Raw genomic sequence first — 24,807 nt, 5'->3', positions numbered from 1 at the left:
ACATAGGTACTTTGCGGGTCATATGCAAGTGTCAACGGACCTGAACCTCTGCCATAACAGGGAAGTGATCGGAAGGCACCTTGCCTTGATAGCTGTCGGTCAGGATGCCATACCTCGTTACCGTAAAAGGTTTCGATAAAAAGATGTGATCGATACGACTGTCGCCTGTTTTGCGGATGTCAAAACCGTTGAAAGTAGTGTTGGGTGCGTATTTTATAGGCGATAACTCATAGGCATCGGTTACTTCACCGCCGTCATTCAGCACGTGATAGCTCTCATTCCGTTGATCAACATTGAAGTCTCCGGTGATGATCATCGGAACGCCGCTGCCTAACTCATGGGCTTTTCGGACAATGAGTTTGGCGCTCTCTTTACGTGCTTCCACGCCTATGTGATCGAAGTGTGTATTGAAGAAGAAAAACTCAAAACCGGTTTGCTTTTCCCTGAAGAGTCCCCATGTGCAGATCCGAGGCAGTGCGGCATCCCATCCCTTGTTTGGAATCTCGGTATTTTCGGCGAGCCAAAAATTACCCTGCTTCAGTACCTCAAATTTATCAATGTTATAAAATATGGCCGCATGCTCGCCCTTTTCTTTTCCGTCGTCCCGGCCTACGCCGATGTAATCGAAGCCCGGTAGGTTTTTCTTGATGTCTTCCAATTGATGCTTAAGTCCTTCCTGAGTGCCGAATATATCAAAGCCATGGAATTGGATAAGCTGCACCAGGTGTGGATACCGATCCTTCCAAAGGTTGCCCACATCGCTTGAAGCAGGATAGCGAATGTTGTATGTAGCCACGATAAACTGCTGTGCAAAACCAAAGGCCACACAGATAAACAGCAAACATAGGGTGCTCAGAAACCTTTTCATTGATTATTTGGTATTACGGATAACGTCCAGCAACAATGCGGGTTGGTCGGTGGTAATGAACTCTACATCCTGATCCAATAGATTGGTCATTTCCTCCTGGGTATTTACGGTCCAGACATTGACAACAAGTCCAAGGTTTTTAGCTTCGCGTATCCATGTTGGGTTTTTCTTATAAACGTTGAAGTGATAGTCCAGACCGAACAACCCATCCTTTTTGGCTTCGGCCGGCGTTTTGTCGCCATTGAGGTAGTATACTTTTGCTTTGGGATCAAGTTCAATTATGCGCTTGCAGGCATCGTAATCAAATGCGATGTATTCCACCCATTCTTCAGCTCCCAACTTTTTGACGAGTTGTACCGTCAAGTCGGCTGAATGCAGCGTACGTTCCTTACCGAGTTTTGAGGTCTTCAGTTCGTAGATAAGTTTTGTTTTCTTTTGTTTCATCCCTTCCCGCAGGTAGGCTTCGGCAGTGGGGATAGACTCTCCATTGGGATGTTTTTTTGCAAGCAGTTCTGCGTAAGTGGCCGTGGCAATATCGATTCCATAATAATCGTTGTCGTGGTTGACAACCAATACATCATCTTTGGTAAGATGCACATCGAATTCCGAACCGGCGCAACCGAGTTCTACGGCACGTTCTAATGATGCGATCGAATTTTGGGGTAGATCCTCTACCTTCCACGCACCGCGGTGTGCGATGACCTGATTTTGGTTAAATTGGGCAGCAGATACATGCCACATGGCACAAACAGTTAACGTCAGAAAAATACGGATTACAGTTTTCATTAATAATTATTTGTTTTTAACCTTCGGAACCTCCATATCTGCGCTTATTTGCTGACAGGGGTAACTACAGCCTTGTTAGTTAAGATGGGTTAAAGGTAATCATTTTGTTAAGCCAATAAAATCGATAGAACGATAAATTGGAAAACAATTGTAACTTTATCTGTTATAAAACATCTGATAAAACATCGGGGAACATAACGATGCAACGCAAGCAGATATTTCAAAAATTGCCGATTGAAGCGGGATGTTGGGTAGCGGCGTTGATACTGCTTTATTTTTCCGATCCGTACAGCCACCATTCTACGTTATGTCCATTGGAGAATATGGGGTTGGATTGGTGTCCGGGATGTGGATTGGGCCGTTCGATCGCGCTTTTTTTGCGGGGCGAAATCGGAGCATCGTTTGCCATGCATTGGCTAGGGATACCCGCATTTTTTGTAATTATTCATCGGATTTATAAACTTTCAAAATACACGTACAATTACTGGACAACACCTTATTATCATGAATAATCGTAATATACTTATGGGGATTCCGGGAATTTCGCCCGACGAGTTAATGTATCTTCAACATGCTACCGCTCCGTTGAATGAGGACCAACTGAAGAATTTTGTATTCCTCTACAATGGTAAACGGAAAAATGCGCAGGACATCCTGTTATTCACGCTATTGGGTTTCCTTGGTTTCGCCGGTATCCAGCGCTTTGTGCTCAATCAAGTGGCGATGGGAATCATTTATTTCCTTACCATCGGGTTTTGCTGGATAGGGACAATCGTGGACCTCATCAATCATAAAAGCATGACCGACGAATACAATCAACGGGTCACTCGCGAATGTCTGCAAATGGTTATGGGCGGTTTTTAGTTACCTTCCCATTCTCGATAAAACTGTTCGAGATATTGCTCCATAAACCGATGTCTTCCTTCGGCGATCTGCTTGGCCGTGTCCGTATTCATCTTCTCCTTTAATAGAAGGAGCTTCTCATAAAAATGGTTAATTGTGGGAGCCGTACTATTCTTGTAAGTTTCTTTATCCTGATTGATGTTTGGAGCGATTGCGGGGTCATAGAGGGTTCGGTTTTTAAATCCGCCATAATGGAATGCCCGTGCGATTCCGATGGCCCCGATGGCATCCAGCCGGTCGGCGTCCTGTACGATTTCAAGTTCCTTGGAACGAAAGGTTACAACACCCAAACTCGCCTTATATGACATATGGAGGATGATATTCTTAACATGCTCTACGCAATCTTCGGGTACATCGATGCTGCTTAAGAATTCGCCCGCGATAGTTGGTCCTAAGGTTTCATCGCCACCATGGAATTTGCTGTCGGCGATGTCGTGTAGCAGCGCGGCCAGTTCACACGTTGTGCGATCAGCCTTCTCGTATCTGAGTAAGGTTTTCACATTATTCCAAACGCGCAGTATGTGCCACCAATCGTGGCCTGCTTCGGCGTCCGAGAGTCGTTGGCGAACAAAGTCGGCTGTCTGGTCAATGTAGATCTGCATCGGTCTTCTTTTCACTTTTTGTTCTGCGGCTTCCTTCGTAGATTTCGTATTCCAATAAGCGGCAATCGAGTTTGCCGTTGTAGAATTCGATTTTCCGGGAAGCATGGAGGCCGATCTTTTTTGCGAGGTCGGGATTGCCTGTGAACACGTAGCCACGTTTCCCACCACAGTACTGTTTCAGGAAGTCACCGATCCGGCGATACGTGGCTTCGAGTTTCGTATGAATTCCCATCCGTTCGCCGTATTCTGGATTGAATACCACAACTCCCGCACCGGCCGGCAGGGGTGCCTCGGCAAAGTCGGCCGTATGGAATTCGATGAGCTGGTCCACGCCGGCCGTTTTGGCATTCATGCGCGCGATCTGGACGGCTTCCTTCGATAAATCAGAGGCAATGATTTTCGCGGAAGTTGTTTTCTTTACCTGCTCCTTTAACTTTCGCCGTTCGGCAAAGAATATTTGTTCGTCGTAGCCGAGGATGTGCATGAACGCATAGTTCATCCGGAAAAGGCCAGGCTTGCGGTGGGTTGCGATAAGTGCGGCTTCGATGGCTAGTGTTCCGGATCCACACATGGGGTTTGCGAAAACCGTTTGTCCGTCCCAACCAGTGGCGTAAACTACACCTGCTGCGAGGGCTTCCAGCATGGGCGCCTTTCCCGGATGTTTACGGTAACCATGTTTGGCCAGGGTCTCTCCGGAGGTGTCCAAAAAGATTTCTGCCTGGTTGTCCTGCCAATACAGATGAATGACTGTTTTATGCAAATCGGGGCCACTGTCGGGCCGTAATCCCTTTTTGCTTTTAATTCGATCTGCAATCGCATCTTTCACCTTAAGGTTGGCAAATAGCGGTGTGGTGATGGTTGGGTTATTAACGTTGGAAGTTACGGAGACGTAACCGTCAAACGCAACCAAATCTTCCCAAGGAATGGTTGAAAGCGCATCGTAAAGCTCTTCCGGATTGCGTGCGGTGAAAGATGTCAGCGAATACAGAACCTGACTAGCACAATGAAGATTGAGGTTAAGACGGATGCAGTCGTTGACCGTCGCCAAAAGTTCGATGCCGGTAGCGAAGCTGCGCTTGATATCGAATCCTAGGTGCCTAATTTCTTCTTGCAGATACGGAGAAAGCCGCCTGTTGCAGGTAATGATGACTTTACGGGGGGTGTTGAAAACTTCCATAAAAATTTAGCAAAGGTACTTATATAGTAAGTAAAAAATATGTAATTTTACAGTTTCATCAGAATATTATAATTTGTTAAGGAAAACGCCGGACACTTGTTTGCGGTTCAACGCGGGTCTGGTAAAAAGAAGTAAGTAATGGAAATACGAGGAAAAGTGCATGAAATTGGTGCTGTACAGCAAGTTACCGATACGTTTAAGAAGCGGGATTTGATTATACAATATGCGGAGAACCCCCAATTTGTCGAATACATACGTTTTGAAGCGACCCAAGACCGGACGTCGTTATTTGACAATTTGAATGTAGGTGACGAAGTGGAGGTTTCCTTCAATCTTCGGGGTCGGCCGTGGACCAATAGAGATGGGGTAACCAGTTATTTCAATTCACTTGTTGCTTGGCGGGTGGCGAAAGTCACGACCTCGGCAGCAGATTCCAGTGGGCAATCCGCTTCCGGTCCGCAGGCGTTTAATGCGCCCTCACCGGTGGATATTTCCGCTGACGATGGAAAAGACGATGATTTGCCGTTTTGATCAATAATATAGTTTTAGTTGATAATAAATCTGGAAAAGGTGGTGCTACGCGTGCTGCCTTTTTGTTTTTAGGTATATCCCATTACCTGCTTCATTCCCATCGTTTTTTCGGTTGACAAGTGATGTCAGCGGTTTTTCGCAGTAGGAGGGGGCGCTGGTCATAACGGCTTTCCAGTACAAGAGAATCGATGGAATACCGGACGATTTTAAACCGCGGAAGATACTGTCCGACACGGTAGCAACCGGATATTTTCTGTCTCCAATCTGATTTTGTATATAGGCCATCCACAATCAGACTGTCCCCACGCACTACGTAGATACCCTTGGCATATTCGGTCCATTGTCCGTTTCCATAACACGAATCGGCAATGTTCCGCGTCTTCGCATTGACATGCATGGTTGCATAAATTGAGTCGCAAGTAAACTTAAATTCATGCAGGGTGTACGTTAGCAAGGCATCTTGCATCGGAATGCTATCCTGAACCCATATTCCCTGCAGGTAGTGGGCACCTTCACTTTGGATGTCAGGATTGAATCGGCAACTGATGGCACATAGAACGAGCATACCGGCTATGGATAACCGGTATGCCGCGTTGTACAACGGTATATATGTGTTATGACCGATCACTTGAGTCCGCCGATCATATCCTCGGGGCGAACCCATTCATCAAACTGCTCATTGGTTAAGAGGCCTAGTTCAAGGGCCGCTTCCCGCAATGATTTGTTTTCCTTATGGGCTTTTTTGGCGATTTTGGCTGCGTTTTCGTAGCCGATATGCGGATTAAGTGCCGTAACCAGCATGAGAGAATTTTCGAGGTGTTTCTTGATCCCGTCGTAATTGGGTTCGATACCGATGGCACAATGATCATTGAATGATATACAGGCATCGCCGATTAGTTGAGCGGACTGCAGGAAATTGGCAGCCATGACGGGTTTAAATACATTCAGTTCATAGTGTCCGTTCGCCCCACCGAATGCGATGGTTACATCGTTGCCGATAACCTGCGCGGCCACCATGGTGAGCGCCTCGCATTGTGTTGGATTTACCTTGCCGGGCATGATGGATGAACCGGGTTCATTTTCCGGAATCAGGATTTCGCCGATACCCGAACGCGGACCGGAAGCTAGCATACGGATATCATTGGCAATTTTATGTAAGGATACGGCAAGCTGTTTCAACGCACCGTGGCTTTCCACGATGGCATCGTGAGAAGCGAGCGCCTCGAACTTGTTGGGTGCGGTGCGGAAAGGCAGGCCCGTGAAATCCGCGATATACCGGGCTACACTTTCAGCATAGCCTTTGGGCGTGTTGATGCCCGTGCCTACAGCGGTACCGCCCAATGCCAATTCCGAAAGGTGGGCCAGTGTATGCTTAAGCGCTTTCAAACCATAGTCAAGCTGAGCCACATAGCCGGAAAATTCCTGGCCCAAGGTAAGGGGAGTTGCGTCCATCAGGTGGGTACGGCCGATTTTTACGACCTCATTGAATGCCTCAGATTTAGCTTTCAGTGTATCCCGCAGTTTTTCCACGCCCGGGATGGTCACCTCCATTACCTTTTTGTGGGCGGCAATGTGCATGGCTGTGGGGTATGTATCGTTAGATGACTGGGATTTATTCACGTCGTCATTGGGATGGATGAACGGCTTTCCTTCACCCAATTTATGCCCCTGTAGGACGTGAGCCCGGTTTGACACCACCTCGTTAACATTCATGTTGGATTGTGTGCCGGATCCGGTCTGCCAGATGACCAAGGGAAATTGATCGTCCAACTGACCCGTCAGGATCTCATCGCATGCCTGTGCGATCAGATCTCGCTTTTCGGCGGGCAATATGCCGGCGTCGGTATTGGTGTAAGCCGCTGCTTTTTTTAGGTAAGCAAAGGCTGCAATAATCTCTTTGGGCATGGATGCTGCCGGTCCGATTTTAAAGTTATTGCGTGAGCGTTCGGTCTGCGCACCCCAATACTTATCAGCAGGCACCTGTACCTCACCCATCGTATCGTGTTCTATTCTATATGACATGGAATTGTTGTTTTGATTACCTTACAAACTTAGATAAATTGACTTTTATATGCAATATAAACAGCCTCCAGACACGTCCAGTGCTGGAGGCTGTCATCGTATACGGAAAGCCGCCCTTATTTACTCAGATACATGGATTTCTTGGCATACATTTCCCGGAAAAACGGATCGTCCAAGTCCTTAATGAAACGGATGGCCTCGCCTGTGGATTTCATTTCCGGACCGAGTTGTTTATCGACATCGGGAAATTTATCAAAGGAAAAAATGGGTTCCTTGATGGCATAGCCCGTAAGTCGGCGTTCGATGGTGAAATCTTTCAGTTTATTGACACCAAGCATGATTTTAGTGGCAATATTGATGTAAGGTACGTCATAGGCTTTGGCGATGAAAGGCACCGTACGCGATGCACGTGGATTGGCTTCGATAACGTATACTTTTTCATCCTTGATGGCAAACTGGATGTTTAGTAGGCCTCTTACATTAAGCGCTTTGGCTAATTTAATTGTATACTCCTCCATTTTGCGCTGAACGTTTTCCGAGAGGCTGAAAGGAGGAAGCACGGCGCTCGAATCACCCGAGTGGATTCCCGCAGGTTCGATATGCTCCATCATGCCGATGATGTGTACATCTTCACCGTCACAGATGGAATCAGATTCAGCCTCTTCTGCGCGATCGAGGAAGTGGTCGATCAGCACGCGGTTACCCGGCAGGTTGCGCAGCAGTTTTACGACCGCTTTTTCCAACTCCTCGTCATTGATGACAATGCTCATGCGCTCGCCGCCCAATACGTAGCTGGGACGAACGAGCACGGGATACCCCACTTCTTTGGCTACTCTCAACGCCTCTTCCGCGCTCTCCGCTACACCGTATTTTGGATAAGGGATATCCAGCGATTTGAGGAGGTCAGAGAAACGTCCGCGATCTTCGGCTAAATCCATATCCTTGAAGGAAGTGCCGATGATCTTGATGCTATTTGACTCCAGTTGTTCCGCCATTTTCAACGCCGTCTGTCCCCCTAATTGTACGATTACACCTTCGGGTTTTTCCAGCTCAATGATTTCGCGGACATGCTCCCAGTAAACGGGCTCGAAATAGAGTTTGTCCGCCATGTTAAAATCCGTAGAGACCGTTTCGGGGTTGCAGTTAATCATAACCGATTCGTATCCCGCTTCTTTTGCGGCCAGCAAACCGTGTACGCAGGAGTAATCAAATTCTATTCCCTGTCCGATGCGGTTGGGGCCTGACCCAAGCACAATGATTTTCTTCTTGTTGGATACGGTGGATTCATTCTCTTCTTCGAACGTCGAGTAATAGTAGGGTGTTTGTGCCGGAAACTCTGCGGCGCAGGTGTCCACCATCTTGTATACTCTGCGTATACCCAATTCCTTACGACGGTTATAGACCTCATCTTCCGTGACGTTGCCTAATAGCCAGGCGATCTGCACGTCGGAATATCCCTTTTGTTTTAACGTAAGGAAGAAATCCTTTGGAATGTTGTTTAATTGATATCGGCGCAACTCGGCCTCCAGGGTAACCAGTTCCTGGATCTGCTGAAGAAACCATTTGTCGATGTGGGTTGCCTTGCGAATGGATTCGAGTGGTACCCCCAACTCAAAGGCATCCTTGATGTGGAAAATACGGTCGCTGCTCGGGTGTTCGAGGCTGGACATGATTTCCTCAAGATCGCGCAGTTGTTTACCGTCGGCGCCCAAGCCATGGCGGCCCGTTTCCAGGCTTTGACAGGCTTTCTGCAGGGCTTCGATGAATGTGCGGCCGATGGCCATTACTTCTCCGACTGACTTCATTTGCAGGCCGAGTTCCCGATTGGCGCCCTTGAACTTTGCGAAGTTCCAACGCGGTACTTTCACGATTACATAATCAAGCGTGGGCTCGAAATAAGCCGATGTCGTTTTCGTAATTTGATTTTCAATTTCATCCAGGTTATAACCGATAGCCAACTTGGATGCGATTTTTGCAATGGGGTATCCGGTGGCTTTGGACGCCAGTGCCGAAGAGCGGGATACACGAGGATTAATTTCGATCGCTATGATTTCTTCATTTTCCGGATTAACCGAGAACTGGACGTTGCACCCCCCGGCGAAGTTACCGATGGCACGCATCATCTTAATAGCTTGATTGCGCATCTGTTGGTAGCAGCGATCGCTCAACGTCATACCGGGAGCCACCGTAATCGAGTCGCCCGTGTGGATGCCCATTGGATCAAAGTTTTCAATGGTACAGATGATAATAACATTATCGTTGCTATCTCGTAGCAGTTCCAATTCAAATTCTTTCCAGCCCAACACCGCTTGTTCCACAAGAACTTCGTGAGTGGGGGAAGCCTGTAATCCGCGGCTCAACGCAGCTTCAAATTCTTCCTTTTTATGGACAAATCCACCCCCGGTGCCGCCCAGGGTGTAGGACGGCCGGATAACAAGTGGAAATCCAATTTGTTGGGCGGCCTCTTTCCCTTCCAGGAATGAGTTGGCAATTTTTGATTTAGCCACGCCTACGCCGATATCCACCATTAGTCGGCGGAACTCCTCGCGGTTTTCTGTTTTCTCAATGGCAGCTACGTCTACGCCGATAACCTTAACTCCATATTTCTCCCAAAGGCCGCGCTCGGAGGCTTCTATGCAGAGGTTGAGTGCCGTTTGGCCACCCATGGTGGGCAATACTGCATCGATATGCTGCTCTTGCAGGATTTTTTCGATGCTCTCACATGTGAGCGGTAATAAGTAAACGTGATCGGCAATCACTTTGTCGGTCATAATGGTTGCCGGATTGGAATTGATAATGGATACTTTGATACCTTCTTCCTTCAGTGAAAGAGAAGCCTGTGATCCAGAATAATCAAACTCGCAAGCCTGTCCAATGACGATGGGGCCTGAGCCGATGATTAAAACAGAATTGATGGAAGTGTTTCTGGGCATTATGTGGTGAAAAACGTTAATAATATTTCAACGATCTGTTAATGCCAAAACAGCGAAAAATGCCTGCGATAATTAAGGAAGGTATTCCGACTGTTTTGTCGGAGTGCAAAGGTATGTTTTTTAATGGAATAATTGAGTAATAATTTTTGATAAGATGTTCCCCCTTGCTGATCCGTATAAGTTCACACTACCCATTTTTAGGTATTTTTTCTTAATTGTTTAAATTGTTTTTCCGCTAATCATGGAATATCTTACTTTTGGGCGTAAATTTAAAAATTTAGAACTATGAAGATTAAATTGACGTTACTATCGTTTTTCGCCGTATTTGCTTTGACGGCATCAGCACAAAGTGATTACAAAAACTCCATCGGTATCCGGTTTGGCGGAGGGTATTACGATTTGTTTGGTGCTGCTTTTAAAACTTTTATATCTGAACCGGCGGCTTTGGAATTCGATTTGGGTGTTAAGCCGAGCATTGGTTATGGTGTTTATAGCGACGGAATTACGAATTTATCGTTGTCCGGCGCGTACCAACATCATTTTCCCATCGGCACTATCGAAGGATTTAAGTGGTTTGTAGGTGGCGGTGCAATCATTGCCAATACGTTTTCTGACTATGACGATTGGGCTGGCGTTTCAGTGGGTATTTTCCCTACGGGGGGTGTTGACTACAAGTTAAAAAATGCACCGTTTGCTTTTTCGGCTGACGTCAGGCCTACTGCGCACTTTGTTAAGTCCTATGGCGGAATCAACGGTTTCTTGTTTAACGGTGGTTTGACCGCTCGTTACGTTTTTTAAAGAAAGCCCTGAAAATTTAATAAGTTTGCCATTGGTGCTAGCACCAATGGCATTTCTTTTTATGGTAAAAATAGCGGTGGTCGGACCGGAATCAACGGGCAAATCGACCATAGCCGAAAGGTTAGCGGAGCAATATGGTACTGTATGTGTACCGGAATATGCCCGGGAATATTGCCGTGATCTCAATCGGGAGTATTCGCTTCAGGATGAATTGAATATGTTTTATGGGCAGCTGGCCTTGGAGCGTAGCCTCATCCCGCTTGCACATAATAACTTGTTGGTCTGCGACACGATGTTTTTAACAATTAAGGTGTGGTGTGACCATCTATTCGGCGGCACACCTGCTGTGGTGACGGATGCGCTCAAAACCGTGTCGTACGATTTATATCTGCTAATGGATATCGATTTGCCCTGGGTAGATGATCCCTTGCGGGATTTCCCGCATTTGCGTGAGCATTTTATGCAGGTCTGGCATGATGAGCTGCGGGCCATTCGTGCAAATTACGTCGTGATTTCCGGATTAGGTGAAGATCGGTTTGCGAACGCGTTGGCGGCGACGTCTGGTTTTTTATCTGCAAACAATCAGAGATTGTTGTAAGGAACTCTACGCGGTTTGATTTTTAGTGGATTTCAGTGAAAAGTCCGGATGTTAGATAGGTGCTTCTAGCCTCTGACGGTAAAAATCATTGGTGGAATTTTGATACAACTACACATCGTTCCCGCATTGGTTTATGCCATGCGGAAATGATGTATAGTGTGATTAGCGGACTGTTAATAGCGATAGTGATCGGGTTTGTAAGGTCCCTCTACCGGTACACCTATATAAGATGCCTGACCCGGGTCTAATTCGTCTAATTCTACGCCGATTTTAGCGAGATGCAGGCGCGCTACTTTTTCATCGAGGTGTTTCGGAAGTGTATACACCTTGTTCTCGTAGTTTTGGCTATTTGCCCATAATTCAATTTGAGCCAAGGTTTGGTTGGTAAATGAGTTACTCATGACGAAAGAAGGGTGGCCTGTGGCACAGCCAAGGTTTACAAGCCGGCCTTCGGCCAACAGAATTACATCCTTACCTTCTATGGTGTACTTATCAACTTGAGGCTTGATTTCTACTTTGGTATGACCGTAATTTTGATTGAGCCACGCCACATCGATCTCGTTGTCGAAGTGGCCAATGTTACACACCACCGCTTTGTCTTTTAACGCTTTGAAATGTTCCGCACGGACAATATCGCGGTTGCCCGTCGCCGTAACCACAATATCCGCTTCTTTAACGGCGTTGGCAAACTTTTTCACTTCGTAGCCTTCCATTGCAGCTTGAAGGGCACATATGGGATCTATTTCGGTGACGATGACCCGAACGCCCGCACTACGCAAAGATTCTGCGGAACCTTTGCCAACGTCACCGTATCCGGCCACCACGGCTACTTTTCCAGCCAACATGAGATCCGTGGCACGGCGAATAGCGTCTACCAATGACTCACGGCAACCGTATTTGTTGTCAAATTTGGATTTCGTCACCGAGTCGTTGACATTGATAGCAGGAAGATGTAAAGTCCCGTTTTTCATGCGTTCGTATAAACGGTGCACGCCGGTTGTTGTTTCTTCGGACAAGCCTTTAATGCCACCGATTAACTCCGGATATTTGTCGAAAACCATATTGGTCAGGTCACCGCCATCGTCCAGGATCATATTAAGTGGCTTGCGTTCTTCGCCGAAAAAGAGTGTCTGTTCAATGCACCAGTTAAACTCGGCCTCACTCATTCCTTTCCAGGCATAAACGGGTATGCCGGCTGCAGCAATGGCCGCAGCGGCGTGGTCTTGCGTAGAAAAGATGTTGCAGGATGACCACGTGACATCAGCACCCAATTCGATCAGTGTCTCGATCAGTACAGCGGTTTGGATAGTCATGTGTAAGCAGCCTGCGATGCGCGCACCCGTGAGGGGTTTGGAAACACCAAACTCTTCCCGGAGGGCCATAAGTCCCGGCATCTCAGCTTCAGCTAATTCAATTTCTTTGCGGCCCCACTCGGCGAGGCTTATATCCTTTACTTTGTAGGGAGTATATGCGGTGTCTACGGACATAACAATAATTATTTATATTGAGCCGACAAAGATACTATTTTCACGAACGACTCACAAATCTGACATTCAACTGAGTGATTATACTTGCTTAAGGTCTGGAAGCACCTTATCTTTGCAGATCATTCATTAACATATAAATAGAAAGGACTAAACGCTATGTATCCCGAATACCTGGTAGCGCCGATGCGCAAAGAATTGACAGACGTCGGTTTTGAAGAATTAAAAACACCTAAAGAAGTTGATGCGGCCATTAAGCAGGATGGGACCGTATTTGTCGTGGTGAATTCAGTATGCGGTTGCGCTGCGGCTAATGCACGCCCTGCTGCAGTCGCTTCCTTGAAGCACGAGAAACGGCCGGATAAAGTGGTTACCGTCTTTGCGGGGATGGAAAAGGATGCGGTAGACCAAGCGCGCAGCTATATGTTGCCCTATCCACCCTCTTCACCCGCCATGGCGTTGTTCAAGGACGGCAAATTGGTGCACATGATTGAGCGGCATCAAATTGAAGGGCGGCCGGCACAGATGATTGCAGACAATCTAGTTGCCGCGTTTGATGCGTATTGTTAATAATCGACAGTTGACAATTGATGATGCAACTAAAAAATCCCGGCTGACTTCAGCCGGGATTTTTTGCAGTTAGTTATTTGCTATCGGAAACTTACGCCTAGTACTCGATGGGCATATTCAATTCCACCCGGCTGCCCCGTTGCGGCACACCCACAATACGGACAATGCCCCGTTCGGAATCGCCTAACGCCGATTCGACTTCGTCCGCGTTATTTACTGGCTTTCCGTTGATGTGCGTAATCACTAATCCGCGTTGTACGTTGAAATAATCAAACAATCCTCCTTGATGCACTTGGGTCACCACCACGCCGGAAGATATACCCAGTTCTTTCTTTTTTGCATCGTTGGCGGGCACGAAACCAGCCCCAAGCTTGTTATAGATTTCGGTAGCGCTGCGTTTGGTTTCTTTATCCTCTTCAGCTTGGCGTTCAGCTGCACGGGTGTCCTCTTTCAAGGTTACGGTTACATCCCGCTCTTTGCCGTTTCGTTTGTAAGTTAGTTTTACCTTGTCGCCGGGTCGTAACCGATAAATTCGCTCCTGTAAATCCGACGATGAGGTAATGGCCCGACCATCCAGCTTCGTGATAATATCACCTTCTTTAAGACCAGCTTCCTCCGCGGCACCGTTGGCAACCACATCTCTTATATATAGACCATTTACATCGGTAATCTCGAGTTCCTTGGCCATCGCGGGATTGAGTTCCGTAAATGTGATGCCAATCAAACCTCTTTTAACCCGGCCGAATTTGATGAAGTCATCGGCAATTTTCTTCACTAAATTGACGGGAACCGCGAAACCATACCCCGCATAGGTGCCGGTAGGCGTCATAATATTGGAGTTGATGCCAATCAGTTCACCGTTGGCGTTCACAAGTGGTCCACCGCTGTTTCCTTTGTTGATGACGGCGTCCGTTTGGATAAACGATTCTACTGCTGTGTTGAGCATGGGCTCTTCATCCGATTGCGGGTAGCCACGTTGCTGATACTGCCTTTGTTGCAACTCGCGGGCAATGATTCCTGTAGAGCGTCCCGTTGCACTGACAATCCCTGCGGTCACCGTAGATTCAAGACCCAGGGGATAACCTACGGCAAGTACCCATTCGCCGATCCGGACTTCATCTGAATTGCCAAATCGGACGAAAGGAAGTCCTTTTTCGTTAATTTTGATCAATGCAAGATCGGTATTCGGATCGCGGCCAATAATTTTGGCTTCGACCGTGCGCTTGTCCGTTAACTGTACCTCTATTTTATTGGCATCGACCACGACGTGGTTGTTCGTGACGATGTACCCATCTTCGGAAATAATCACACCTGATCCCGTGGCTTGCGCTGGCGGCTGCGTGCGTTGTTGCCGCTGGCGCGGCATGCCGAAAAATTCTTCAAACAAATCCATAGGGTCACCATAACCGCTTGATCCCGTACGGCCCGGATAAGTTGTCGTAATATGCACTACGGCTGGTGCCACCATAGCCGCAGCCTGTGTGAAATCCGGATTACCGGTTGAAGACACGACATTTGGCACTGGATTATTTGCATAATGCAATTCCTGGCGTTCTTCAAACGACAATTTGCTCTCACGTTTGCTTTCAAACAGTTTATAGCCGCCCACAGCTATCAAGCCTCCAATCAGCGCGGTCAATAACGTTAATCCAAATTTTTTCATTCGTATACTAATTTGTTTTTTAATTGCCTCATGGAACCTGCATTTACATAGCTTTTGCTGAAGTTGCAGACATGGCAGGTTTCATGTTATTCCTATCGTTATAAGTCGAACTTTTTATTGTTGCAAAAAGTTGTTCAAATGTAATACCATTTGCCACTCCAAAGCAAGTAAATGGCCGGACTTTTCTGTTAAATAATGTTAAAGCATCTCCGTAGTTATCGTTACCTTTGACACGCAATAAATAAAGATAGATGAATACGCATACGTTTTATAAATATCAGGGCGCGGGCAATGATTTTATAATTTTCGACAATAGAAATGGAGCATTTGAACGGGATAACGTTGATTTAGTGCGACATCTCTGTGATCGTAGATTCGGTATTGGCGGGGATGGTTTGATGCTTTTACAGGACAAGGAAGCTTATGATTTCGAAATGGTGTACTTTAATGCAGACGGCCGTGAGGGGAGCATGTGCGGGAACGGTGGCAGGTGTATCGTAGCCTTTGCGCAAGATCAAGGGATTATTGGTTCGGAAACTGACTTTTTGGCAGCAGACGGGGCGCATCATGCGCGTTTGCATAAAACAGTCGGTTGGATCAGTTTAAAAATGGGAGATGTTGCCGAGATTAGGAGGGTCGGAGATGCCTACTTATTAAATACGGGATCTCCGCATTATGTCCAATCCGTAACCGGGCTGGCTACGTATCCGGTAGTTGAGGAAGGGCGTCGAATCCGCTACAGTGACACCTTTCGGAAGGATGGCATCAACGTGAACTTTGTTGAGCCGGACGGGGATGGGTATTATCTGCGTACGTACGAACGCGGCGTTGAGGACGAAACACTGGCATGTGGAACGGGAGCGACCGCCGTAGCCTTGGCGATGGCATGGCATAATCGAATGGAAGGTATAAGGGAAACTCCGATACGTGTAGCGGGCGGGAGACTGGTCATTCGATTTAATGGTGCTGGCGATCGTTTTACCGATGTTTTTTTGGAAGGGCCGGCCGAATTCGTTTATAAGGGAGAAATCACGTGGTGAAATGACCCTTTCGCGCTTTGTTATATATTACCACTTGTTCGGTATAGGAGTGGCCTGTACAGCGGTTGCCTTGTCCGCTGGGTTTCCGGATACGCCGGTACTCAGCCCTCACTTTTGGTTGCTTTTTGTAGTGGTATTCGCGTTGACATTGATTGCGTATATATTAAGTGATCTGGGAATTCGGAAAGGAGGCGAATTATCGGTTTATAGCCTGCTTGGTGGGCTTTTTATCAAACTATTTATCTGTTTGGCTGTAGTGGCTATCTTGATAATTAAATATCCTGAAAATAAGATGCTTACAGCCTTGAATTTTTTTTCACTATATTTCTTGTTCACGGTCTTTGAAGTTACTTATTTGTTACGTAACTTGCGCGACCAAAATCAGACGTAAAAAATTGGGAATAGATGGATTTTAGGCACTTTTTCGATTCAAAAAAAATCAGCTTCATAGCAATTTTCGCCGTTTTAGCGACCTTTTCCGTTACAAATACTGCCAAAGCGGCAATGGCTGATACGGCCGCTTCCGTCAGTCATGAAGCACATGGAGAAGAAGAATTTGAGCCTACCAAAGTAATTATGGAGCACATCAGTGATGCGCACGATTGGCATCTTTGGGGACATACATCGATTCCGCTTCCCGTTATTCTGTATACTGATAAGGGGATGGAGGTCTTTTTATCTTCGGAATTTCATCATGGCGAGCAGGATTACCAGGGGAAGCACTATACGTACCGGCTGGTCGACAAAAAGAAAATTCGGGTAGTTGGGGCTTCCGGCGAAGTAGACGAAGCGGCTTCTCAAAAAGTTTGGGATTTTTCTATTACGAAGAACGTAGCGTCGATGTTCTTGGCGGTAATTATTATGTTGCTCATATTTACCTCCGTAGCTCGCGCATATAAGAAGCGGGAAGGCAAAGCACCGAGGGGGCTTCAGTCGTTTCTGGAACCTATTATTCTTTTTGTCAGAGATGACATAGCGCGTCCCAACATTGGACATACCTATGCGCGCTTTATGCCGCTTTTATTAACGATATTCTTTTTTATCTGGTTGAATAACCTGATGGGGTTGATTCCCATTTTTCCGGGAGCGGCCAACGTGACCGGAAACATAGCGGTTACCTTTGTATTGGCATTCATTGTATTAATTGTGGTCAATATCAATGGAAACAAGTACTATTGGAAACACATTCTGATGCCTGATGTGCCGTGGTGGCTCTATCCCATTATGATTCCGGTAGAATTGGTGGGAGTAATATCCAAACCATTTGCATTGATGATTCGCTTATTCGCAAACATTACTGCTGGACATATTATCATCCTAAGTTTGATTTCGTTGATTTTCGTGTTTAAATCTTTGGCGATTGCTCCGGTCTCGTTGGCGTTTGTGCTTTTTATGAACGTACTGGAGTTGCTGGTTGCGGCACTGCAAGCGTTTATATTTACGCTGTTAACCGCCTTGTTTATCGGGATGGCGGTAGAAGAGCATCATTAAGTTGTAACTCCTTATATTAACTATATATTAAATTAAAATTGTTATGGTAGGTTCAATTGCGGCAATAGGTGCCGGATTAGCAGTGATTGGTGCCGGGCTCGGCATCGGACAGGTAGGTGGCAAAGCAATGGAAGGTATTGCTCGGCAACCTGAGGCTGCGTCAAAAATTCAGACCGCTATGATTATTGCAGCGGCCCTTATTGAAGGTGCTGCCCTGTTTGCAATCGTAGTATCTTTGATGGGGTTGTAAGATCTTTTTGCAAAGAAAACTGAATTAAAAAGGCCGGGCCCCTAACGGTTGGTTTGGTGTCCGGCCTTGCTTCAAACATGACATTGGAATTTTAGATACTGAACTATGAGTTTTGATATTGGTAATCCGAGCATCGGATTGGTATTTTGGACTGCGGTTGCCTTTCTTTTATTATTGGTTCTTTTGCGAAAGTTCGCTTGGAAGCCCATTATGGAGGCGATCGGTGAGCGGGAAAAATCCATTGAGGATGCATTGGCATCTGCTGAGAAGGCCAAGGATGAGATGGCGCGCCTTACGAATGAAAACGAGCAGTTGCTTAAAACTGCCCGTGCGGAACGCGATGTCATCCTGAAAGAGGCGAAGGAATTGAAAGACCAAATTGTGGCAGATGCAAAAGTCGCTGCGCAGGCCGAAGGTGCGAAATTGGTTGAACAAGCGAGGAAGGAGATCGATGATCAGAAAAAGCGGGCGCTTGCCGAAGTAAAGAATCAAGTATCTTCGCTTTCTCTCGAAATTGCGCGCAAGGTGTTGGAAAAGGAGTTTGAAGACGGGCAAAAGCAAGAGGCGTTGGTAGCCGATTTGCTAAAAGATGTGAAGTTGAACTAATTGGCAAAAAGCTAACGGAAAGATCATGTCGGAATTCAAAGTTGCATCGCGATACGCAAAGTCCCTGATTGATTTGGCACAGGAGCAGGGAAATCTCGAATCGGTAAAACAGGATATGGAACAGTTCATCGCGGTACTGAAATCCAACAAGGAACTGCAAGCGGTGCTGAAGAACCCTATCATGAAACAAGATAAAAAGGCCAATATTCTCGATGCATTGTTTGAGAAAAAGATAAATCCTTCTATCACGGCTTTTTTTCATATTATGGTCCGCAAGGGGCGTGCCGGAATTTTATATGCGACCGCTCAGGAGTTTATCCGGGAATATGATGAAGTGAAGGGAATTGCTCATGCGACGGTGATTTCAGCGGCGGCACTTTCACCGGAGAACCTGGATACTTTGCGAAATGTAATCGCGAGTGAAATAAAGGCGGAAGTGATTTTGAGGAACGAAGTCAATCCTTCATTGATTGGCGGGTTCGTTGTCAAAATCGGCGATCGGCAGATCGATGCCAGCATCGCCGGTAAACTGAAAAAACTGGAGCGTCATTTCGGATCGCACATTATAAATTGATAATCATTATTAGATCGCTAAAACCCCTAATACAACAACAATGATAGAGGTAAGACCAGATGAAGTATCGGCAATTCTAAGAGAACAATTGTCGGGCTTTAAATCAGAAGCCGAGTTAGAGGAAGTCGGTACCGTATTACAGATAGGAGACGGTATCGCACGTATATACGGCTTAACCAAGGTACAGTCCGGCGAATTGGTTGAATTTGACAACGGATTGCAGGGTATTGTATTGAACCTTGAAGAAGATAACGTGGGCGTCGTATTGCTTGGCCAATCTGATGAAATCAAAGAAGGTGATACCATAAAGCGTACCCGGCGCATCGCTTCCATCAAGGTGGGAGAAGGGATGCTGGGACGTGTGGTAAATACACTGGGGCAACCTATTGATGGCAAGGGTCCGATTTTGGGTGATACATATGAAATGCCCATTGAACGTAAGGCACCGGGAGTAATTTACCGGCAACCGGTTAATGAGCCTTTGCAGACCGGGATCAAGGCGATCGATGCGATGATTCCGATTGGGCGTGGTCAACGAGAGCTGGTGATTGGCGACCGTCAAACAGGTAAAACGGCGGTATGTATTGATACCATCATCAATCAGAAGGAATTCTACGATGCCGGTGAACCGGTATTCTGTATTTATGTGGCTGTCGGACAAAAGAATTCAACGGTTGCAAATATCGTTCGCACGTTGGAAGAAAGTGGGGCGATGCCTTATACTATTGTCGTATCCGCTTCCGCAGCCGACCCAGCGCCTATGCAGTTTTATGCTCCTATGGCTGGCGCTGCCATCGGGGAGTTTTTCAGAGACACTGGTCGGCCGGCTTTGATTATTTACGACGACTTATCTAAGCAAGCGGTAGCTTACCGCGAAGTTTCGTTGCTTCTCCGCCGCCCTCCGGGACGCGAAGCGTATCCCGGCGACGTGTTTTATCTTCACAGCCGCTTGCTGGAGCGCGCTGCGAAAATCAACGCATCCGACGAGATTGCACGCCAGATGAACGACCTTCCGGAATCGTTGCGGCCACTTGTCAAAGGAGGTGGCTCTCTCACTGCGCTGCCGATCATTGAGACACAGGCGGGAGATGTTTCGGCATACATTCCTACTAACGTAATTTCCATTACTGATGGGCAAATCTTCTTGGAATCTAATTTGTTTAACGCAGGTGTGCGGCCGGCGATCAACGTAGGTATTTCAGTATCGCGCGTGGGAGGTAATGCGCAGATTAAATCCATGAAAAAGGTTGCCGGTACCTTGAAGCTTGATCAAGCCCAATATCGCGAATTGGAGGCGTTCGCCAAGTTTGGTTCCGATTTGGACGCTGCTACCAAGGCAGTGTTGGATAAGGGTGTCCGTAACGTGGAAATTCTTAAGCAGGGGCAGTTTTCGCCGGTTCCAGTCGAAAAGCAAGTTGCCATTATTTACGCAGGAACTAAAGGTTTATTCCGCAGTGTACCCGTCAATAAGGTAAAGGAATTTGAGGCGGAATACTTGCATCAACTGGAATTGCGTCATCCGGAAGTCCTGAAGGCACTAAAGGAGGGAAAATTCACCGACGAACTTACCGGTGTACTGGATAAGGTTGCTAAGGAATTGGCTGATAAATATTAATTGATTGACGGTTGGCGATTAATGACTTCGAATCAGTTTAGGATCGTCAATCCAAAATCTAACATTAAAGTATGGCAAATTTAAAGGAAGTACGGAACCGTATCGCGTCGGTTACTTCTACGCAACAAATTACAAAGGCCATGAAAATGGTTTCCGCAGCCAAACTTAAGCGGGCGACCAATGCGATCGTACAGCTACGGCCTTATGCAGAAAAGCTGAGGGAAATATTGGCGAATGTGTCGGCTAGTGTAGAGGATGGAGCTTCGCCGTTTACGGTCGATCGCAAGCCTAATAAGGTATTGGTTGTGGTAATTGCGTCAAACAGAGGGTTGGCTGGCGCCTTTAATGCGAATGCGATTAAGACGGCCAACCAACTGATTGCTGGTAGATACAGTGAACAGATGCGTACAGGGAATGTTAGTGTGGTTGCCATTGGAAAACGCGCTCAGGATTACTTTTCGAGACGTAAGTATCGCGTGATCGGTGATAATAATGAACTGTTTTCAGCGCTTAATTTTGAAAATACGTCCAAAATTACGGAAGCAATCATGAAGGGCTTTTCCGATGGGGAGTATGATCGGGTAGAATTGGTTTATAATCGGTTCCGCAACGCTGCCGTACAGATTTTGACGACTGAGCAGCTTTTGCCCCTTTTGCCAGCCACTGTTGAAACTAGTTCTGCGAAAAACGATGTGGACTACATCGTTGAGCCGTCGAAAGAAAAGATCATTAATGAGTTGATTCCCAAAGCTATCAAAGTACAACTTTATAAGGCTGTGTTGGATTCGTATGCTTCTGAACATGGCGCGCGCATGACCGCGATGGATAAAGCCACGGATAATGCAGGTGAGTTGTTAAAATCACTCAAGTTGTCTTATAACCAAGCACGGCAAGCAGCCATCACAACCGAACTTACTGAGATTGTGAGCGGCGCTGCTGCCTTGTCTAACGGTTAGCACGTTCACGTATCGAAAGAAGTCTATGGGCCCATTAGGGCCCTTTTTGTTGCGTTTGGTGGTAAAATACCCACTATTAGGTATATTTTCGCATAAACAATTCGAATAGTTTTGTGTTGTTATTTCGCTAAATGGGTTAGAACCTCTTTTGGCAGGATTATTGAGCATGAAGAAGTGGCCCACGCATTGGGGACATTTGATCAAAAATAATTATTCAGTACATGTGATAAGGGTGGGTTGATTTAGTCAATCTGGTGAAGGAAGGAGGAAACTACATTGATTAAACTTACATGAAAGAACGTATTTTTCGATTCAAAACCGTACCTCGGTGGGCAATCCTACTGTTGGATCTACTGATATTAACCTGGTCCTTTACGCTTTCATATTTTGTAGCAAAGCAATTTAATTTCCACGATATCATCCGGGGGCATTTTTTTGTTTATACCGGGGTTTATATAGGAATTGCTTTACCTGTTTTTTTCTTCATGCGGATACATACAGGATTGATCCGCTATTCCGATACCCGCGATATGCTGAAAATATTTTCGGCGATGTTGATTAATTCAGGGATTTATGTAGCGGCGGTTTATTTGATTCTTGGGCCACTGTTGCATATAAAGGATGGACAACTGGGGCTGGTCTTGCTGATCAACTTTTTCGTGGCCACTTCGTTTCTCGTCATGCTTCGGATTGCGGTCAAAAGTATTTATTTTATGTTGATGAGGCGGATGCGGGATGTGGACACGGTGCGGGTTTTGATTTATGGAGCGGATCAAAATGCAATCATGGCCAAGCAAGCTCTCGAGAATAGCACCGAATCCAAGTTTATTATTGTCGGTTTTATCGACACCAATAGAAGTAAATTAAATAGCTACATCGAGCGAAAGCGTGTTTATCACGTAAAGGACCTCGCTGCGTTAAAAGATAAATATGCGATCGACCAAATGATTTTTGTGAAAGATCATTTGGGAAGTCGAGACAAAAAGGTGATTGTCGAACGTTGTCTTCGAATGGGGATTAAAGTACTGACAATACCTCCCGCATCGGAATGGATATCCGGAAGACTGCGGCTAAGACAGATAAAGAACCTCAGGATAGAAGATCTTTTGCAGCGTGCGCCGATTAAAATTAATAACGATAAAATCTGTGAAGATCTATGTGACAAGCGGATCTTAATTACGGGCGCAGCGGGATCGATTGGTTCCGAAATCGTGCGTCAGGTTTTACGTTATGAGCCTCAAATGCTCATCCTTTGTGATCAAGCGGAATCCCCAATGCATGAAATTCAGTTGGAAATCGAAGAAGTGTTTCCTTCCAGCAATGTCGTTGTCGCGATCGCCGATATCCGCAATCTCGAGCGCATGCATCAGATATTCAATGACTATCGACCCGAGATCGTGTATCATGCCGCTGCTTATAAGCATGTACCGATGATGGAAAAAAATCCGGGAGAAGCCGTAAGTACCAACGTTGGGGGTACAAAAAATGTTGCTGATCTATCGGTGCTTTTTGGGGTTAAGAAGTTTGTGATGATATCAACGGATAAAGCCGTGAATCCTACCAATGTTATGGGAGCGTCCAAGCGTATTGCGGAAGTCTATACGCAAAGTCTCGATTCACAACAATCCGTGCATTTAGTCGACGCTTCTGCAGGAAGAGCGACACAGGTTAAAGGTACCCGTTTCATCACCACGCGTTTTGGTAATGTGTTGGGATCCAATGGCTCGGTAATACCGCGATTTTCTGCGCAAATTGAAAAAGGCGGTCCATTAACCGTAACTCATCCGGAAATTACGAGATACTTTATGACGATTCCGGAAGCAGTGCAATTGGTCTTGGAGGCGGGGACTATGGGTAAAGGTGGTGAGATTTATGTGTTTGATATGGGAAAACCTGTCAAAATCGTTGACCTTGCGAGAAAGATGATTCAGCTTGCTGGACTTAAACCCGACAAAGACATCGAGATAGTGTACACGGGATTACGCAGCGGAGAAAAATTGTATGAAGAGCTGTTAAATGACGGCGAAAAGGTACTTCCCACTCATCACGACAAGATACACATAGCCCGGGTCAATTCACTACCTCATGAACATGCCAAGCGTCTAGTTTATGAACTGATCGCATTAAATGAGCGAAAAAATAGCAGTGGTGTGGTACGGAAGATGAAAGAAATCGTGCCTGAGTTTATCAGCAAAAATTCGCCATTTGAAGCCCTCGACACGGTAAAATAACCATTGCTCGTTATCGAAGCGGGAGGGAAAGCTGACGACTAAGATTACCACCTGATCAATGCACTAGCCCACGTAAATCCTGAACCAAAGGCGGCTAAGCAGACCAGATCGCCGTCGCTGATTTTTCCAATCTCCCATGCTTCGCATAAAGCAATGGGGACGGATGCCGCGGTGGTATTGCCATATTTTTGTATATTGTTGAAAACTTGACCATCGGTTAGACCTAGCAATTTTTGGACGTATTGGCTGATGCGAAGATTGGCCTGGTGAGGGATCAGCAAGTCGATGTCTTTTTCGGAGAGGTTGTTGGCAGCCAGTGCTTCCTTGATGACCTCTGGAAATTTAACGATGGCTTTTTTGAATACCCCTGGGCCGTCCATATAAGGGAGCGCGGCGCCACTTTCGAGTTGCTCGGTTGTGAGGAACAGACCACCTAACTCTTGATCCGGAAACGGTGGTTTATCCTTAAGCCATTTGTTAGCATGTGCTCCCGGATAATACATGGCCAATATTTCTGCATCTGCACCATCACTATGAAGATGGGTACTTAAGATACCCCGGTTTTTTTCTTCGGTAGGTTGGAGGACAACCGCCCCTGCGCCATCCCCGAATATCACGGATACATTTCGGCTTCGGGTCTGAAAATCCATCGCAAAAGAATGCTTCTCACTTCCGACAACCAGTATGTTTCGATAGGTACCGGTTTTTATAAACTGGTCGGCCACAGAAAGCGCATACACAAAGCCCGAACACTGGTTTCGTACATCCAACGCACCTATTTCGCGCATACCCATTTCGCGTTGGAGCAGCACGCCGCAACCTGGAAAATAGTAATCCGGACTTAATGTCGCAAAAACAATGAAATCGATATCGTGGGCGGTCACACCTGCCCGGTTCATCGCGATTTGGGCCGCTTCGATCGCCATGGTGGTCGTCGTCTCCTCAGTACGGTCTGCAAACCGGCGTTCCTTTATTCCGGTCCGCTCTTGTATCCATTCATCGCTCGTGTCCATAAAGCGCGTTAAATCCTCATTTGTATAGACGTTTTTAGGAACATAGTAGCCCATTCCAGCTATTTTCGATCGGTACATATCTGCGCGATAAAAAAG

At 46.5% G+C, this 24,807-nt stretch carries 24 protein-coding genes; 14 read left to right on the top strand and 10 right to left on the bottom strand.

All coding sequences use genetic code 11. The features are described 5' to 3' along the window. Positions 1-31 precede the first annotated feature (31 nt). A complete protein-coding gene (locus ACFQRK_RS16985) occupies positions 32-868 on the bottom strand; it encodes an endonuclease/exonuclease/phosphatase family protein (RefSeq protein ID WP_379008845.1) in 837 nt (278 codons plus the stop codon). Between the two features lie 3 nt (positions 869-871). Beyond that, a complete protein-coding gene (locus ACFQRK_RS16980; protein WP_379008844.1) occupies positions 872-1,654 on the bottom strand; it encodes a glycerophosphodiester phosphodiesterase in 783 nt (260 codons plus the stop codon). 200 nt (positions 1,655-1,854) lie between these two features. On the opposite strand from ACFQRK_RS16980, the gene ACFQRK_RS16975 reads away from it, so the two are divergent. Beyond that, positions 1,855-2,166: a DUF2752 domain-containing protein gene (locus ACFQRK_RS16975; RefSeq protein WP_379008842.1), complete on the top strand. Its 312-nt coding sequence runs from the start codon at positions 1,855-1,857 to the stop codon at positions 2,164-2,166. Beyond that, positions 2,159-2,518: an NINE protein gene (locus tag ACFQRK_RS16970; protein ID WP_379008840.1), complete on the top strand. Its 360-nt coding sequence runs from the start codon at positions 2,159-2,161 to the stop codon at positions 2,516-2,518. The genes ACFQRK_RS16975 and ACFQRK_RS16970 overlap by 8 nt, the downstream gene beginning before the upstream one ends. Here the strand turns inward: ACFQRK_RS16970 and ACFQRK_RS16965 are convergent. Then, complete coding sequence (locus tag ACFQRK_RS16965; RefSeq protein ID WP_379008838.1) at positions 2,515-3,159, bottom strand: HD domain-containing protein; 645 nt, start codon at positions 3,157-3,159, stop codon at positions 2,515-2,517. The two genes, ACFQRK_RS16970 and ACFQRK_RS16965, sit on opposite strands and share 4 nt — an antisense overlap. Further along, positions 3,143-4,336: a class I SAM-dependent RNA methyltransferase gene (locus ACFQRK_RS16960; RefSeq protein WP_379008836.1), complete on the bottom strand. Its 1,194-nt coding sequence runs from the start codon at positions 4,334-4,336 to the stop codon at positions 3,143-3,145. The genes ACFQRK_RS16965 and ACFQRK_RS16960 overlap by 17 nt, the downstream gene beginning before the upstream one ends. Before the next feature lie 138 nt (positions 4,337-4,474). Between ACFQRK_RS16960 and ACFQRK_RS16955 the strand changes: the two genes are divergently transcribed. Beyond that, a complete protein-coding gene (locus ACFQRK_RS16955; protein ID WP_379008835.1) occupies positions 4,475-4,867 on the top strand; it encodes a DUF3127 domain-containing protein in 393 nt (130 codons plus the stop codon). A 91-nt stretch (positions 4,868-4,958) separates the two neighbouring features. Here the strand turns inward: ACFQRK_RS16955 and ACFQRK_RS16950 are convergent, their stop codons facing one another. The 3 genes from ACFQRK_RS16950 to carB all read right to left on the bottom strand — a co-directional run bounded on the left by ACFQRK_RS16950 (position 4,959) and on the right by carB (position 9,822). After that, complete coding sequence (locus ACFQRK_RS16950) at positions 4,959-5,432, bottom strand: fumarate hydratase (protein ID WP_379008833.1); 474 nt, start codon at positions 5,430-5,432, stop codon at positions 4,959-4,961. Between the two features lie 59 nt (positions 5,433-5,491). Then, the gene (gene fumC / locus ACFQRK_RS16945; RefSeq protein WP_379008832.1) at positions 5,492-6,889 is read right to left on the bottom strand and encodes a class II fumarate hydratase; all 1,398 of its coding nucleotides are present in this window, start codon (positions 6,887-6,889) and stop codon (positions 5,492-5,494) included. Between the two features lie 116 nt (positions 6,890-7,005). Then, the gene (carB, locus tag ACFQRK_RS16940; protein WP_379008830.1) at positions 7,006-9,822 is read right to left on the bottom strand and encodes a carbamoyl-phosphate synthase large subunit; all 2,817 of its coding nucleotides are present in this window, start codon (positions 9,820-9,822) and stop codon (positions 7,006-7,008) included. 285 nt (positions 9,823-10,107) lie between these two features. Between carB and ACFQRK_RS16935 the strand changes: the two genes are divergently transcribed. Both ACFQRK_RS16935 and ACFQRK_RS16930 read left to right on the top strand, forming a co-directional pair. Then, positions 10,108-10,620, top strand: coding sequence for a hypothetical protein (locus ACFQRK_RS16935; RefSeq protein ID WP_379008828.1), 513 nt, complete (start codon positions 10,108-10,110; stop codon positions 10,618-10,620). Positions 10,621-10,666: 46 nt separating this feature from the next. Continuing rightward, positions 10,667-11,218: an AAA family ATPase gene (locus tag ACFQRK_RS16930; RefSeq protein WP_379008827.1), complete on the top strand. Its 552-nt coding sequence runs from the start codon at positions 10,667-10,669 to the stop codon at positions 11,216-11,218. A gap of 173 nt (positions 11,219-11,391) precedes the next feature. Here ACFQRK_RS16930 and ahcY read toward each other — a convergent pair whose 3' ends face one another. Further along, positions 11,392-12,705: an adenosylhomocysteinase gene (gene ahcY / locus ACFQRK_RS16925; protein WP_379008825.1), complete on the bottom strand. Its 1,314-nt coding sequence runs from the start codon at positions 12,703-12,705 to the stop codon at positions 11,392-11,394. Positions 12,706-12,861: 156 nt separating this feature from the next. On the opposite strand from ahcY, the gene ACFQRK_RS16920 reads away from it, so the two are divergent. Further along, positions 12,862-13,272, top strand: a complete 411-nt coding sequence (locus ACFQRK_RS16920) for a BrxA/BrxB family bacilliredoxin (RefSeq protein WP_379008823.1) — start codon at positions 12,862-12,864, stop codon at positions 13,270-13,272. Positions 13,273-13,369: 97 nt separating this feature from the next. Here the strand turns inward: ACFQRK_RS16920 and ACFQRK_RS16915 are convergent, their stop codons facing one another. Then, the gene (locus tag ACFQRK_RS16915; RefSeq protein WP_379008822.1) at positions 13,370-14,935 is read right to left on the bottom strand and encodes a Do family serine endopeptidase; all 1,566 of its coding nucleotides are present in this window, start codon (positions 14,933-14,935) and stop codon (positions 13,370-13,372) included. Positions 14,936-15,186: 251 nt separating this feature from the next. Between ACFQRK_RS16915 and dapF the strand changes: the two genes are divergently transcribed. The 8 genes from dapF (at position 15,187) to ACFQRK_RS16875 (ending at position 23,698) form a co-directional block, all read left to right on the top strand. After that, complete coding sequence (gene dapF, locus ACFQRK_RS16910) at positions 15,187-15,975, top strand: diaminopimelate epimerase (RefSeq protein WP_379008821.1); 789 nt, start codon at positions 15,187-15,189, stop codon at positions 15,973-15,975. A gap of 405 nt (positions 15,976-16,380) precedes the next feature. Continuing rightward, the gene (gene atpB, locus ACFQRK_RS16905; protein ID WP_379008819.1) at positions 16,381-17,466 is read left to right on the top strand and encodes a F0F1 ATP synthase subunit A; all 1,086 of its coding nucleotides are present in this window, start codon (positions 16,381-16,383) and stop codon (positions 17,464-17,466) included. 43 nt (positions 17,467-17,509) lie between these two features. Then, positions 17,510-17,716 carry an ATP synthase F0 subunit C gene (gene atpE / locus ACFQRK_RS16900; protein ID WP_079716302.1) on the top strand — a complete coding sequence of 69 codons (207 nt, stop codon included), beginning with the start codon at positions 17,510-17,512 and terminating at the stop codon, positions 17,714-17,716. A 105-nt stretch (positions 17,717-17,821) separates the two neighbouring features. Then, the gene (locus tag ACFQRK_RS16895) at positions 17,822-18,322 is read left to right on the top strand and encodes a F0F1 ATP synthase subunit B (RefSeq protein ID WP_379008817.1); all 501 of its coding nucleotides are present in this window, start codon (positions 17,822-17,824) and stop codon (positions 18,320-18,322) included. Between the two features lie 25 nt (positions 18,323-18,347). Next, a complete protein-coding gene (gene atpH, locus ACFQRK_RS16890) occupies positions 18,348-18,896 on the top strand; it encodes an ATP synthase F1 subunit delta (protein WP_379008815.1) in 549 nt (182 codons plus the stop codon). A 40-nt stretch (positions 18,897-18,936) separates the two neighbouring features. Further along, entirely contained in the window at positions 18,937-20,511 is a 1,575-nt protein-coding gene (gene atpA / locus ACFQRK_RS16885; RefSeq protein WP_379008813.1) for a F0F1 ATP synthase subunit alpha, read from the top strand. Positions 20,512-20,582: 71 nt separating this feature from the next. Beyond that, on the top strand, positions 20,583-21,467 hold the full coding sequence (gene atpG / locus ACFQRK_RS16880; RefSeq protein ID WP_379008812.1) for an ATP synthase F1 subunit gamma: 885 nt from the start codon (positions 20,583-20,585) through the stop codon (positions 21,465-21,467). Positions 21,468-22,252: 785 nt separating this feature from the next. Beyond that, positions 22,253-23,698 (top strand): polysaccharide biosynthesis protein, encoded by a 1,446-nt coding sequence (locus tag ACFQRK_RS16875; RefSeq protein ID WP_379008810.1) that lies wholly within the window; start codon positions 22,253-22,255, stop codon positions 23,696-23,698. Positions 23,699-23,742: 44 nt separating this feature from the next. Here the strand turns inward: ACFQRK_RS16875 and ACFQRK_RS16870 are convergent, their stop codons facing one another. Continuing rightward, positions 23,743-24,789 carry a 3-oxoacyl-ACP synthase III family protein gene (locus ACFQRK_RS16870; protein ID WP_379008808.1) on the bottom strand — a complete coding sequence of 349 codons (1,047 nt, stop codon included), beginning with the start codon at positions 24,787-24,789 and terminating at the stop codon, positions 23,743-23,745. Positions 24,790-24,807: the final 18 nt, after the last annotated feature.

The sequence above is a fragment of the Parapedobacter sp. GCM10030251 genome (genome assembly GCF_042666505.1).
In the GTDB taxonomy this organism is placed as follows: Bacteria; Bacteroidota; Bacteroidia; order Sphingobacteriales; family Sphingobacteriaceae; genus Parapedobacter.
This window is presented reverse-complemented; position numbering and strand designations above follow the sequence as displayed.